Here is a 13,550-nt window from a genome sequence, read left to right on the forward strand (position 1 = left end):
GGCCCGCGCCATGAGTTTTGAACGCATCAAACCCCATCTGCCCTGGATCACCTTGCTGGCGCTTGTGCTGGTGGTTGGCCTCGCGGATTCAAATTTCCTGCGACCCGCGAACCTGATATCGATGGTGGCCGACATCGTGCCATTGTTCATCATGGCCCTTGGCATGACGTTTGCCATCTATATCGGCGGTATCGACCTGTCGGCCCAATCAATTGCAAATATGACAACTGTTGTAGCCACCATCGCTCTGCCAACCTTCGGCATCGGTGCGGGGCTGATCTGCATTCTGTCAGGCGTCGTTCTGGGCAGTATCTCGGGTTACGTAACAACGCGACTGTTCGTGCCGTCGTTCATCTCGACCCTGGCGGTTGGCGGTATCGCGTTTTCGACGGCGCAATACCTGTCGGGTCAGCGCGCCTTGTTCATGGACGCGGCGTTGCGGGATGCGACCTTCGGCTGGGCGACCAGGTCAATTTTCGGTCTGCCAAGCGAGTTGATCATTGCGGCTGTTCTGGTTCTGGGTGCGTGGTTCCTGCAGTCGCGGACGACCTTCGGGCGTGCGCTCAAGGCGGTGGGCGCGGGGGAACCTGCGGCGGTCGCCTCGGGTCTGAATGTCAACCGGATCAAGATTATGGCATTCGCGCTGTCCGGCGGGCTGGCGGCGATTGCGGGCCTGCTGTTCTCGGTCAAGCTGTCCGGTGGTTCTCCCACACTGGCGAACGGGTTCCTGCTGCCTGCAATCGTCGCGGTTCTGGTTGGCGGCACCCCGCTGACCGGTGGCGTCGGCGGCGTCATCAACACGTTGATCGGTACACTTATCGTGGCGGTGATCCGGTCCTCGATGCTGTATTTCGAAGTGGACGCCACGAAGCAACAGATGGTTTTTGGCCTCATCCTGATCGTGGCAATTGCTCTGACCATCGATCGATCAAAGCTCAGGGTCGTGAAATGACCGGGACCATGAAAGCCGCTGTCCTGACCAGGCCGGGACAGTTCGAGGTTCGAGATGTGCCGTGCCCTGATCCTGGTCGAGACGAGGTGCTGGTTCGCATATCGCGGGTCGGCATCTGTGGCACGGACATTCATATCTTCAAAGGCCACTATTCGGTGGAAAACCTGCCGATGATTCCGGGTCACGAATTTACCGGAACAATTTCAGCTTTAGGCGAGGGTGTGACCGGCCTGAGTTTGGGTGCTCCGGTTGTAGTTGATATGAATATTGGCTGCGGCACCTGTTATTGGTGCCTTCGGAACGAGATCCTGAACTGCCCTGAGATGCAGCAGTTGGGTATCACCATGGACGGAGCTTTCGCAGAATATATTTCGGTTCCCGCCAGGTTGGTGATCCCGGCCCCGGACGACGTTCCCGCCGAGGTTCTGACCCTGACTGAACCTTTGGCCTGTGTAGTGCGCTGCGCGCGCAAGGCCAATATCACCTTCGGTCAATCCGTAGTGGTCTTGGGCGCAGGGCCCATCGGCAATCTGCATGTGCAGCTGCTTCGTACTATCGGTGCCGCTCCGGTCATCGTGGCGGATCTGTCCGAGGATCGGGTCAGCATGGCACTTGAGGCGGGGGCCGACATCGGTGTTACCGACGCGGCCATGCTGGAACAAACCGTCCTGAAACACACGGGCGGGCGCGGCGCGGATGTGGTGATTGAAAGTGTTGGTCTGCCGGCGTTGTACCGGCAGGCGATGCAACTGATCCGCAAGGGCGGCCACATTGCGGCCTTTGGCTTGACCGGTGCTGGGAAGACATTGCCGGTCGATATCTTGCAGACCATCCTGCAGGAGAACTCGATCAAAGGGTCCGTCGCAGGCATGGGTCAGGATATGCACGATGCCCTGACTTTGCTGACGCATGGCCGGATCAAGACCGGTCTCTTTACCCAAGCCACTTACACGCTGGATCGCATTCAGGAGGCGTTTGACAGCTTCCGGGACCGGCCAAAGGACCTGAAAACCCAGATTGTCATAGCGCATCAGCCAACCGGGGAAGAGCTGTAATTGACTGTTGAAATCTACAAATCGAAACCCGAAGGTATGATCCCCAACAGCCGCTTTCCGCTGCTGGTCCATCGAGGAGCAATTCCCGGTGGTGGAGTGGATGCGGTCAAGTCGCGGTTTCGTTCAAATGGGTGGGGGAACAACTGGGAATACCCTGGCATTTACGAATACCCTCATTTCCACTCGACCTCACATGAATGCCTGGGCTGTGCCGCAGGCTGGATGGAATTCAACCTGTCTGTGGAAGGCTGGACCAGAGTGCGGATTGAAATCGGCGACGTGATCGTCATGCCCGCAGGTGTCAGCCATGAGATGGTCGGGTGCTCGGACGACATCATGATGTGCGGTGGTTATGCCGGAGGCCGCGACTGGGACAATATTCAGGAAGCTTTCCTGACGCCCGAGTTGTTTCAGGCAGCAGCCAAGCGGATCATGATGCTACCGATCCCAGACAATGACCCGGCGACCGGAGAGATCTTGCACCAATGGCATGATGCGCCGTCTTCGGTTGAAGGTGGCTGGAACGATTTCCGCGACAGGCTGGACGCGTCGGCCTGATTCGAAACGCAACTATGGAGCACATCAAATGGATCAAAAGAGCCACATTCTGACACCGCCGTCTGAGCCGCGGGAGTTTGGCTTTTTTCTGGATGGGCAATGGGTGCCTGCCGGAGACCGTGAGGTATTCGAACGATCCTCACCCGGTCATGGCGTTCCGGTGACCCGCATCCCCCGCTGCACCGAGGACGATCTGAACGCGATTGTCGCTTCGGCCAGGAATGCGTTTGATGATCGTCGCTGGTGTGGTCTGTCCGGCGCTGATCGCGCCGCAGTACTTCTGAAGGCGGCAGAGCTGATCCGCACTCGTACAGATGAGATTGCCTATTGGGAAACGCTGGAAAACGGCAAGCCAATCAGTCAGGCGCGGGCCGAAGTTCAGGGCTGTGTCGGGATGTTCGAGTTTGCCTCAGGCCTTGCGCGCGCGTTGCATGGTGACAGCTTCAACAACAGCGGCGACGGGGCAATGGGTATCGTCGCCCGTGAACCCGTGGGTGTCGTCGGACTTATCACGCCCTGGAATTTTCCGTTTCTGATCCTTTGCGAGAGGGTGCCGTATATCCTTGCCACTGGCTGTACGATTGTCGCCAAGCCTTCCGAGGTGACCAGCGCAACAACCCTGCTTCTTGCGGAAATTCTCAGTGAGGCCGGGTTGCCTGACGGGGTTTTTAATGTCGTCACCGGCGCGGGCAGTGTGATTGGCCAGAAACTGGCCGAGCATATGGATGTCGACATGCTGTCTTTCACCGGCTCGACTGCCGTCGGCCGGTCGGTGGTTGCGGCGTCTGGCCAGAGCAACTTCAAGAAGCTGGGGTTGGAACTTGGCGGCAAAAACCCGCAAATCGTGTTTGCGGATGCCGATCTGGAGGATGCCGCCGACGGCGTTGCCTTTGGTATCGCGTTCAATACCGGGCAATGCTGCGTATCCGGTGCCCGCCTTCTGGTCGAACGATCGGTCGCGGAGGAGTTTTCAAACCAAGTGGCAGACAAGCTACGGAAGGTACGTGTTGGCGATCCACTGGATGAAAACACTCAGGCCGGAGCAATTACTACGGATGCGCAGAACCGCACTATCCTGTCTTACATCGCAAAAGGCCAGGAAGAAGGGGCGACGCTGCTGACAGGCGGAACCACGCCCGAGATTTCCGGTGGCCAGTATATCGACCCGGCTGTCTTCACCAATGTCACGATGGACATGGCGATTGCCCAGGAAGAGATTTTCGGCCCCGTCCTGTGCGTGATTCCGTTCGATACGATTGACGACGCAATCGCGATTGCCAACGATACGGAATATGGGCTGGCCGCGAGTGTCTGGACCAAGAATATCGACACGGCACTGACCGTCTCGCGTCGGGTTCAGGCGGGCCGGTTTTGGGTTAACACCACTTTGGCCGGGGGACCGGAACTGCCGATTGGAGGTTTCAAGGCGTCCGGCTGGGGGCGTGAGGCCGGAATGCACGGGGTCGAGGAATATACGCAGGTCAAATCGATCCATATCGAGATCGGCAAGCGGACGCATTGGGTGGAGTGATGGCTGAAACTAGATATGACTATGTTATCGTCGGCGGTGGCTCGGCCGGATGCGTTCTGGCGAACCGCCTGACCGAAGACAGCGCGGCCAGGGTTCTGCTACTGGAGGCTGGCGGCAAGGACAGCCATCCGCTGATCCACATGCCTGTGGGTTTTGCCAAGATGACTGACGGTCCCCACACGTGGGGTTTTACCACAGTTCCGCAGGTCAACGCCAACAACCGCGAGATTCCCTATGCTCAGGGTCGGGTGATCGGCGGTGGCAGCTCGATCAATGCCGAGGTGTTCACCCGAGGCAACCCCATCGACTATGATCGCTGGGCCAAGGAAGAAGGCTGCGAGGGCTGGTCGTTCAAGGAAATCCAGAAGTATTTTGTCCGCTCGGAACGCAATGCAATTCTGTCTGGTGACTGGCACGGGACCGAAGGCCCATTGGGCGTATCGAATATCGCTTCGCCACAGGAAATGACGCGTGCCTTTGTGCGTTCCTGTCAGGAGGCGGGCATTCCCTATAATCCTGACTTCAATGGCGCGGTTCAAGAAGGGGCGGGTGTCTATCAGACCACGATATGGAACGCGAAACGCTGTTCGGCGGCGGTGGGTTACCTGAAACCGGCGCTATCACGACCAAACCTGTCCGTTGAAACCGGCTGCCAGGTGCATCGCATTTTGATCGAAGGTGGGCGTGCGACCGGTGTTGAATACGACAAGAGTGGACAGATGCGGCGGGTGGCGGTCGATCAGGAGGTTCTGGTGACGTCTGGTGCGATCGGCACACCCAAACTGATGATGCTGTCAGGCCTTGGTCCGGCCGCGCATCTGCGCGCGCATGGGATCGAGGTCAAACAAGATCTGCCGGGAGTAGGTGAAAACCTGAATGACCATTTCGGCATTGATATCGTGGCAGAGTTGAATGGGCATCAAAGCCTCGACAAATACAACAAACCGCACTGGGCGATGTGGGCCGGGATTCAATATTACTTGTTCGGGTCAGGGCCGGTGGCATCGAACGTGGTGGAAGGTGGCGCATTCTGGTACGGTGACAGGTCCGAAAGTCAGCCTGATTTGCAGTTTCATTTCCTGGCCGGCGCCGGTGCCGAGGCCGGTGTGCCAAGTGTTCCCAAAGGCAGCTCGGGTATCACACTGAACTCCTACACCTTGCGTCCCAAGGCACGAGGTACTGTGCGGCTGCGCTCAAACCGGGTCGAGGACATGCCGCTCGTTGACCCCAACTTCCTTGGGCATCCCGATGACCTGAAAACCTCGATCGAGGGAGTGAAACAAAGTGTCGAGATCTTCCGGCAGAAAAGCCTGCAGAGATATATCCGCAAGATCCGGTTCCCGGATGACAGTGTCAGGACGCACACCGAGTTCGAAGCTTATGCACGGCAATACGGGCGTACATCCTACCACCCCACATGCACCTGTAAGATGGGCGTGGATGAGATGGCGGTGGTCGATCCGCGGATGCGCGTGCATGGGATTGAAGGGTTGCGAATTTGCGACAGCTCGGCAATGCCCAGCCTGATCGGATCAAACACCAATGCCCCGACAATAATGATGGCAGAGAAAGCTTCTGACATAATCAGGGGTAATTGCTAAGCTATTCCGCTCTCAAAGGCTTGGATAACTCCCCGAACTGGCGGTGCCTAATAGCGGCACCGCCGTTTTTTTTGTTTAGTCCCATTCAGGCGCCCAAGGCACCAGATCTTCGCTGACAATCCGGTAGCCGGCCCGGGTCATGGCATCAACCCGATCCATGTCAATGCTGGAAAGCGTAAAGTCCATTACTTCGAAATTAGCCTGAATATTGGCGCGTTTGGTGGACATCGTGTTGATCGAGACGCCTTTTTGCAGAATCCACCGCAACACTACCTGACCTGCGGTCTTTCCATAACCTTCACCGATTTCGGCAAAGATCGGATGTTTGAAGACTTCGCCACGCGCAACCGAGCAATAAGAGGAAAGTGGAATCCCGGTTTCACTGGCCGCTGCAAGCAGGATATCCTGATTCAGCAACGGATGGAACTCGACCTGGTTCGTTACCAACGGCGTATCGATGATTTTGGTTGCGTCCCGCATCATCTGCGCCGTGTAATTCGAAACACCGATATTCCTGGCCAGCCCATTTGCATGTGCTAGTTCCAACTGTTTGAGGGATGGCGCGATGTCGCCGCCGATTGGAGGCCAGTGCAAAAGCAAAACGTCGGCGTAATCCAGTCGCAGTTTCTTCAGGCTTTCCTCAACGGACGGTAGAAACGCCGCAGCGCCGAAATTGTCGGGATGGACCTTTGTGGTGACGCAAACCTCGCTGCGGGCTAGACCGAGTTCAGCCAGCGCGTCTCCGGTTTCTTTTTCGTTTTCATACATTTGTGCTGTGTCGAACGAGCGATACCCGACCTCTGCCGCGATCATCATGGCGTCCCGAAGTTCGTTTCCGGTTAGTGGGAATGTGCCAAAAGTACGCTGATTGGTGTTTTGAAAGTAAATATTCATAGCGGTCCTTCCTGATCTCGAGTTATTAAGTAACTTAATGGTTACTTTATGTCAGGTCAATTCTGCTGTGTGACTAATTCTGGTTGATTTTGGTAGTCTGCCAAGGCATACATATAACCAGTTAGTTACTTTCGTGAGGATCGCATGAAAAAGCAGATGACGGCACGCGAAGCAGCAAACCTTGTTCCTGACGGGGCGACAGTGGCAATAAACTCGTCAAGCGGACTGTGCTGCCCCGATGCGATTCTCAAAGGTCTGGGCGAACGCTTTGACGAGGAAGGTGCGCCGAGTAGCCTGACGACGATCCATCCTATCGCGGCTGGAGATATGTTTGGCACCAAAGGCGTGGATCACATCGCAAAACCCGGTCTGTTGACCCGGATCATTGGCGGCTCGTACCCGTCAGGTCCCAGCAAGGCCGAACCGCCGCTGATCTGGCAAATGATCACAAGCGAACAGGTGCGCGCCTATAATGTCCCGTCGGGCATCATCTTTGACATGTTGCGTGAAGCAGCGGCTAAGCGGCCTGGTGTTTTGACCAAGGTAGGGATGGATACATTTGTGGACCCTGACATCGAAGGTTGCGCCATGAACGATGCAGCCCGTGCCGAACCAATCGTCAAACGTATGGAGTTCGAAGGTGAGGATTGGCTGTATTTCAAATCCATGGCCCCAAACGTGGCGATAATTCGCGCCACCACCGCTGACGAAAAGGGCAATCTGAGTTTTGAGCACGAAGGCGCTTATTTGGGGGCAATGGAAATGGCGCTGGCTGCGCGGAACAACGGCGGTGTCGTGATCGCCCAGGCCAAGCGCATCGCTGCCGCCAGCAGCATTCGGCCCCACGATGTCCATGTGCCGGGCATTCTGGTTGACGCAATTGTCGAGGCCCCGGATCAGTTGCAGACGACGGCGACAGAATACGACCCGGCAATTTCAGGTGAACTGACGCGTCCCATTGAAAGTTTCCGCATGGCGGAATTCAACGTCGGGAAGGTCATCGCACGCCGGGTTGCGAAAGAACTGAAAGACGGCTGGGCCGTGAATATCGGTTTTGGCATCTCGGCCAATGTCCCTCGCATTCTCGTTGAGGAGGGGCTGCATGGGTCGGTTACCTGGATGATCGAACAGGGTGCGGTTGGTGGCGTGCCATTGCTGGATTTCAAGTTCGGTTGTTCTGCCAACGCCGAGGCCTTCGTCCCGTCGCCTCATCAGTTTTGCTATTTTCAGGCGGGTGGGTTTGACGCCTCGCTCCTGTCGTTCCTTGAGGTTGACAGGACCGGCTCTGTCAATGTTTCACGCCTGTCCGCTATTCCCCACAGAACGGCCGGGGCGGGTGGTTTTGTTGATATAACAGCGCGGGCCCGGAAGATCGTTTTCTCTGGCAATTTCAATGCCGGGGCAAGAATGACTATTGAAGCAGGGCAATTGAAAATCCTGCAAGAGGGTAAGGTCGCGAAATTTGTTCACGAGGTCGACCAGATCTCATTTTCCGGCATTCGCGCAAATGCACAGGGGCAGGACGTGACCTATGTGACCGAGCGCTGTGTGATCAAACTCACGGAACGTGGCCTGATGGTGACCGAAATCGCGCCAGGCGTGGATCTGAAACAAGACGTTCTGGATCAGGCGGCCACCCGGTTGTTGGTTTCGGATGACTTGGCAACAATGGATGCAGACCTGTTTGATCCGGCCCCGATGGGTCTGCAATTGCAGGCGACTTGATGGAGCACTTTCTGCTGAAGATCGAGGACGGTGTCGCACGGCTGACCATTAACCGGCCTGACCGGCTGAATGCGATCAATGAAGCCATGATGGACGATCTTTTGGTCCTCTGCCGACAGATCGAACATGCCGGCGATGCGCATGTTGTTGTCCTGACCGGCGTGGGCAAGGCGTTTTGTGCGGGCGGCGACATCGACGCCTGGGCAAGCCGACCTCCGGACGGGTTTAGTCGACATTGGCTACGGGACGGGCATCAGGCGCTGGACGCGCTTTCACGCCTGCGGCAACCGGTGATAGCTGTGCTGAACGGCCATGTTTTGGGCGGCGGACTTGAACTGGCGGCATGCGCAGACTATCGCATCGCAGAATCCCACATACGGGTCGGGCAACCCGAGCCCGCGCTTGGTATAATCCCCGGCTGGTCCGGAACTCAGCGGGCGGTGCGCCGGTTTGGTGCTCAGATTGTGCGGCGCATGGCCATCTTCGGTGAAGAGTTTTCGGCGGAAGCCGCGCTGGCGGCAGGGATCGTCGATCGGGTGGTTGAAAAGGGCGAGGGTCTGGCGACCGCCGACGCCTTGGCCAAGAGCATGCGCCATCGCGGGCCTGTTGCAACTGAGTTGGTGAAGATGCTGATCAATGCCGCCGAAGGAGAAGAGCGCGAGCGTGTCTTTGAGGCGCTCGCCGGTCGTATTGCTGCCGCACAACCCGAGCTGCAAACCGGCCTGTCCGCCTTCAAGGACCGCAAAAAAGCTAAATTCTGGTAACAGCTCGATGAAAGGCAAGCCCAAAATGATACGTCACCTTGTTCACCTGCGTTTTGAAGTCGACGTGTCAGAAGACCAAAAAACAGCGCTGTATCAGGACCTTGAGAGCCTCAAGGATCGAATTGACGGTGTTTTGGATTTCCAAAGTCGAAAGAATGTCTCGGTCGAGACGGACCTGGTTCGCGGGTTCGATGATATGTTCTGGTTTGATTTTCGTGATGCTACTGTCCGGGATGCTTATCTAGTTGACCCGACGCATCAGGAAATCGGAAGCCGTATCGTGGCAAAAGTCGCCGGTGGTCCAGACGGTGTCTTTGTATGTGACATTGAACTGTAATGTGGGAAACTGCCTTTTTTCGATGTAGTGGGTGATAATCTGGACGGGCTGCGCGAGCAGTTTTCCACTCAGCAACAGCTTCGAAAACGGTCAACGACTGTGTCCAGAACTTCGTTTGGGTCGCGCTTCCACCAGTTGTCAGCCGAAAAAACCTCGACTTCGCACAGACCGGCATAACCGGCAGCTTCGACTGCACTACGCAGCGCGGGCAGATCGGCTACCCCGTCACCCATCATGCCCCGGTCCAACAGTACATCCGTCGTATCGGCCAGCCAATCACACAGGTGATATCCCAGAATGCGACCCTTCGCGCGGGTGGTCAGCGTTTCGGCCAGTGTCGTGTCCCACCAAACGTGATAGACATCGATCGCCACGCCCACATTGTCGGCCCCAACCGCGTCGCAGACGTTCAACGCGTCAGCGGCAGTCATAAGACAGGTCCGGTTGCCCGCAGTCGCCGGATTGAGCGGCTCCAGCGCCAGTTGAACCCCGCGCTCTGCCGCATAAGGAGCTGCGCGGCCAACGCGGTTGGCAAGGATTTTCTGGCTTTCCAGAACACCCTTGGTGCCCGGTTCCGGGCCACCGGTTACAATGGTCAGCACCGAGGTTCCCAAGGCCGCAGCCTGATCAATGGACAGGTGGAAATCATCCATGATCTGCTGATCGGTTGGCAACGCCAATGGGCCGGTCAGAAAAGGTGTTCGGCACAGACCCGCGACCTGCATGCCCGCATCGCGAACACGCTGCCCGATCTCGGCTTCACGCCCGTCCAGTTCGCGCCGCCAGAAGGTGATGCCGCCATATCCCCGCTCGGCACAGGCATGGATGACACGCTCGGGGGACCATCCAGCACCATGGCCGTCAAGATTGTGGCCAAGGGTCGCCGTGTTTAGGGCCAGCGCGGAATGATCCTGCGAGAAGTCGCGCATCCCCTCAGACTCCGTATAGGTTCAGCAAGTTTTCCATCCGCTCGACGGCCAGATCCGGACTGCGCAACAAGCCACACGCATCCGCCATTTTGAAGCAATCAGAGAAATAGGGCAGGGACCGCGTCGCCTGTGCGCCGTTCAACATGATGAAATGGTCCTGAAAACCATTGAGCCAGGCCAGAAAGACAACACCGGTTTTGTAGTATTGCGTTGGGGCGCGGAAGACATGACGTGCCAGCGGCACGGTGGGATCAAGCGTGGCACGGAAGGTTTTGGCGTCACCCTCGCTGAGTTTGCTGACTGCATAGGCCGCTGCCGGGGCCAACGGGTCAAAGATACCAAGCAAGGCGTGGGAATAGCCCTGTTCGTCGCCTTCGATTAATTCGGGATAGTTGAAATCATCACCCGTATACATTTTCACGCCATCGGGCAGAAGACGGCGCATGACGATCTCTTTCTCGGCGTCAAGTAGCGAGATCTTGATGCCCTCGACCTTGTCCACATTGCCGCTAATAACGTTCAGCGCGGTTTCAAGTGCGGTATCGAAACTGTTGGTCCCCCAATACCCGGCCAGCTGGGGGTCGAACATCTCGCCCAGCCAGTGCAGGATTACGGGCTGATCGCAGGCGGACAGCACGTCACTATATACCGAGACATAGTCTTCGGGTCTGGTAGCAACCTTCGCCAAGGCGCGCGACGCCATCAGGATGATGCGGCCGCCGAGTTTCTGAATTGCTTCGACCTGTTCCAGATAAGCGCGGCGCACATCGTCCAGACAGCGCGCATCGGCAGGATCCAGATGATCAGTGCCGCAGCCATTGGCGACCAGCGCATCCGGCAATTCTTCCCTGGTGCGGCGGATCAGTTCCAGCGCGCCCTTCCAGTCCAGACCCATGCCGCGCTGGGCGGTATCCATCGCCTCGGCAATACCCATACCCATACCGGCAAGATAGTGACGGAACTCCATCGTCTTGTCCCAGTCCACATGGGCAGGGCCTGTCGGGTCGTGATCGCCAAACGGGTCGGCCACCACATGCGCGGCAGAATACAAAACCCGGGCCGAATTGGGTGTCAGTTTCGAGGGCGAGACGGGTGTTCCGACTAATGCGTAGTCAAGCAATTTGCCAGTTGTGTCGGGAAGCCTGATCTTCATCGGGTGACCTCAGTAACGGGGAACAAGCATCCCGGCATCCGCCGAGATTACCTGTCCGGTTGTATAAGGAAGTTTGCCGCTGGCCAGAGAGGCGATGATCTTACCCATCTCATCGGGGTGACCCACCCTGGGGAACAAAGTCAGCCCGTCCTTGGCGCGCTGGTCGTACTGCTCGATCACCGGGGCTGTCATGTCGGTGGCGATCAGGCCGGGCTGGACGTCGTAAACCGCAATGTTTTCGGGCCCGAGCCGCACTGCGAAGGTCTTGGAAATCATGGCGGCAGCAGCCTTCGAGGCGCAATATTCTGCCCGCGGGGTCGCAACAGCCACCGCGTTCGAGGAGGTCACGTTGACGATGCTGTGAAATGTCTCCGTGTCCCGATCCCGCGCCAAAAGGCGTCTGGCAAAGGCTTGCGACAGAAAGAACATCGCCTTTGTGTTCACGGACATGCAGCGATCATAGCTTTCTTCGGAGACGTCCAGCAGATCTCCCCTTTGCATCACACCGACGCCAGCATTGTTGACCAGTGTCGTCAGAGGCCCGATTGCTGCCTCGACGGCTGCCAATTGCTCATTGTGGATGGCGGTGTTCGAAACGTCAAAAGCGGCGGCGACAACGGGAACGCCAATTGCGCGGATCCTGTCCACGGCGGCGCTCAGTTCGTCGTCCAATTGGGGACCGTTGACGGCGATGGCAAAACCTTCGCGCGCCAAAGCTAAGGCTGCCGCAAGGCCGATCCCCCGGGAGGACCCGGTTACAAGTGCTGCGTGCGCGCTCATGTTGCTGCCCCTTTTGTCAGCAACTCCCGAGCTATGATCATACGCTGAATCTGGTTTGTGCCCTCATAAATCTGGGTAATTTTCGCATCGCGATACAGGCGTTCCACCTCAAATCCACGGATATACCCGGACCCTCCAAATACCTGCACAGCATCCGATGAGCGCTGTACAGCCATATCACCGGCAAAGCATTTGGCCATTGAACAGGCCTTTATTGCATCTTGGCCCGTGTCGATTTTGTAGGCGGCTGAGTGAACCAGCAGCCGGGCCGCTTCGACATCCTTGGCGATGTCAGCCAGCAACCACTGAACGCCCTGAAAATCCGAGATGGGTTTGTTGAATTGTTTGCGCTGCTGCGCGTAATCGGTGGCGGCTTCCAGACCTGCTTGGCCTATTCCGACGGCCAGCGCCGCAATGCCGACCCGACCCTTGTCGAGCACGCTCATCATCATGTGAAAGCCGCGCCCTTCGGTGCCCAACAATGCATCAGCGGGCAGACGTACATTGTCGAATGACAAAGGTCCTACCTGACTGGCGCGCTGGCCCATTTTGAGCTCTTTCGAACCTCGCGAAACGCCGTCGGCGTGCAGGTCGACCACAAAGATGGACATGCCGCGATGTCCCGCTTTGGGGTCTGTTCGGGCCAGAACAAAACCCAAATCCGCAACAGGTGCGTTGTGAATCCAGATTTTGCCGCCGTTCAAAACCCATCCATCACCATCGCGTACCGCAGTGGTGCGGATACCCGACACGTCAGTGCCCGCCTCGGGTTCGGTGATGCAATAGGCTGGCCGCAATTTGGCGGCCAGCAGATTGCCCAGCCATTTCTGCTGCTGTTCCGCCGTTCCGTGACGCACCAGCAAGGTTGTAACCAGCTCAAGCAGGCCGCACTGATCTGCGATCGATGCGTAGCCGCGGGACAGCTCCTCCATCACCAGCGCGTAGGTTACGGTGTCAAAACCAGGCCCGCCCAGCTCTTCGGGAACACCAATGCCAAACAGGCCAAGTTCGGCCATCTGATCATAAATTTCCGCCGGAAAGCGAGAGTCCCGATCCAGTTCTTCCGCCACGGGGCGGATTACATCCTCTGCGAACTGCCGGGTCATATCACGGACTTGAATGTGGGTTTCCGTCAGAAACATAACTGTGCCTCAAGATGTAACTAATCGGTTACTAATACGTTGTCGGACCCGCCTTCGTCAAGTGGCTTGATCGGGTTGAAAAATTAGGATAAATAACCAAACAGTTACTTAATAAACAACAGAGATACG

The 13,550-nt window shown here is 57.2% G+C and carries 13 protein-coding genes; 8 read left to right on the plus strand and 5 right to left on the minus strand.

Annotation, left to right across the window (positions count from 1 at the left end):
* Nucleotides 1–10: 10 nt before the first annotated feature.
* From ACR0AM_RS15495 to ACR0AM_RS15515, 5 genes are read left to right on the plus strand one after another with little or no spacing between them, the layout of a single operon-like run.
* The gene (locus ACR0AM_RS15495) at nt 11–952 is read left to right on the plus strand and encodes an ABC transporter permease (RefSeq protein ID WP_480623394.1); all 942 of its coding nucleotides are present in this window, start codon (nt 11–13) and stop codon (nt 950–952) included.
* Nucleotides 949–2,007 carry a zinc-dependent alcohol dehydrogenase gene (locus tag ACR0AM_RS15500; protein WP_480623395.1) on the plus strand — a complete coding sequence of 353 codons (1,059 nt, stop codon included), beginning with the start codon at nt 949–951 and terminating at the stop codon, nt 2,005–2,007. The genes ACR0AM_RS15495 and ACR0AM_RS15500 overlap by 4 nt, the downstream gene beginning before the upstream one ends.
* Nucleotides 2,008–2,565, plus strand: coding sequence for a hypothetical protein (locus tag ACR0AM_RS15505; RefSeq protein WP_480623396.1), 558 nt, complete (start codon nt 2,008–2,010; stop codon nt 2,563–2,565).
* Between the two features lie 28 nt (nt 2,566–2,593).
* Nucleotides 2,594–4,096, plus strand: a complete 1,503-nt coding sequence (locus ACR0AM_RS15510) for an aldehyde dehydrogenase family protein (RefSeq protein ID WP_480623397.1) — start codon at nt 2,594–2,596, stop codon at nt 4,094–4,096.
* Entirely contained in the window at nt 4,096–5,697 is a 1,602-nt protein-coding gene (locus ACR0AM_RS15515; RefSeq protein WP_480623398.1) for a GMC family oxidoreductase, read from the plus strand. The genes ACR0AM_RS15510 and ACR0AM_RS15515 overlap by 1 nt, the downstream gene beginning before the upstream one ends.
* Before the next feature lie 75 nt (nt 5,698–5,772).
* Here ACR0AM_RS15515 and ACR0AM_RS15520 read toward each other — a convergent pair whose 3' ends face one another.
* Nucleotides 5,773–6,591 (minus strand): aldo/keto reductase, encoded by an 819-nt coding sequence (locus tag ACR0AM_RS15520; RefSeq protein ID WP_480623399.1) that lies wholly within the window; start codon nt 6,589–6,591, stop codon nt 5,773–5,775.
* 144 nt (nt 6,592–6,735) lie between these two features.
* Here ACR0AM_RS15520 and ACR0AM_RS15525 point away from each other — a divergent pair, with 144 nt between their 5' ends.
* Genes ACR0AM_RS15525 through ACR0AM_RS15535 form a run of 3 tightly spaced genes read left to right on the plus strand, consistent with a single transcriptional unit; the run spans nt 6,736 to nt 9,417 of the window.
* A complete protein-coding gene (locus ACR0AM_RS15525) occupies nt 6,736–8,316 on the plus strand; it encodes an acyl CoA:acetate/3-ketoacid CoA transferase (protein WP_480623400.1) in 1,581 nt (526 codons plus the stop codon).
* On the plus strand, nt 8,316–9,080 hold the full coding sequence (locus ACR0AM_RS15530) for an enoyl-CoA hydratase/isomerase family protein (RefSeq protein ID WP_480623401.1): 765 nt from the start codon (nt 8,316–8,318) through the stop codon (nt 9,078–9,080). The genes ACR0AM_RS15525 and ACR0AM_RS15530 overlap by 1 nt, the downstream gene beginning before the upstream one ends.
* Before the next feature lie 25 nt (nt 9,081–9,105).
* Nucleotides 9,106–9,417 carry a Dabb family protein gene (locus tag ACR0AM_RS15535; RefSeq protein WP_480623402.1) on the plus strand — a complete coding sequence of 104 codons (312 nt, stop codon included), beginning with the start codon at nt 9,106–9,108 and terminating at the stop codon, nt 9,415–9,417.
* A 68-nt stretch (nt 9,418–9,485) separates the two neighbouring features.
* On the opposite strand, the gene ACR0AM_RS15540 is transcribed toward ACR0AM_RS15535, so the two are convergent.
* From ACR0AM_RS15540 to ACR0AM_RS15555, 4 genes are read right to left on the minus strand one after another with little or no spacing between them, the layout of a single operon-like run.
* Nucleotides 9,486–10,346 carry a sugar phosphate isomerase/epimerase family protein gene (locus ACR0AM_RS15540; RefSeq protein WP_480623403.1) on the minus strand — a complete coding sequence of 287 codons (861 nt, stop codon included), beginning with the start codon at nt 10,344–10,346 and terminating at the stop codon, nt 9,486–9,488.
* A 4-nt stretch (nt 10,347–10,350) separates the two neighbouring features.
* Nucleotides 10,351–11,499, minus strand: a complete 1,149-nt coding sequence (locus ACR0AM_RS15545) for a dihydrodipicolinate synthase family protein (protein WP_480623404.1) — start codon at nt 11,497–11,499, stop codon at nt 10,351–10,353.
* A gap of 9 nt (nt 11,500–11,508) precedes the next feature.
* Nucleotides 11,509–12,279 (minus strand): 3-ketoacyl-ACP reductase, encoded by a 771-nt coding sequence (locus ACR0AM_RS15550; protein ID WP_480623405.1) that lies wholly within the window; start codon nt 12,277–12,279, stop codon nt 11,509–11,511.
* Nucleotides 12,276–13,421 (minus strand): acyl-CoA dehydrogenase family protein, encoded by a 1,146-nt coding sequence (locus ACR0AM_RS15555; RefSeq protein ID WP_480623406.1) that lies wholly within the window; start codon nt 13,419–13,421, stop codon nt 12,276–12,278. The genes ACR0AM_RS15550 and ACR0AM_RS15555 overlap by 4 nt, the downstream gene beginning before the upstream one ends.
* Between the last annotated feature and the right edge of the window lie 129 nt (nt 13,422–13,550).

This window comes from Ruegeria sp. AD9 (genome assembly GCF_056542305.1).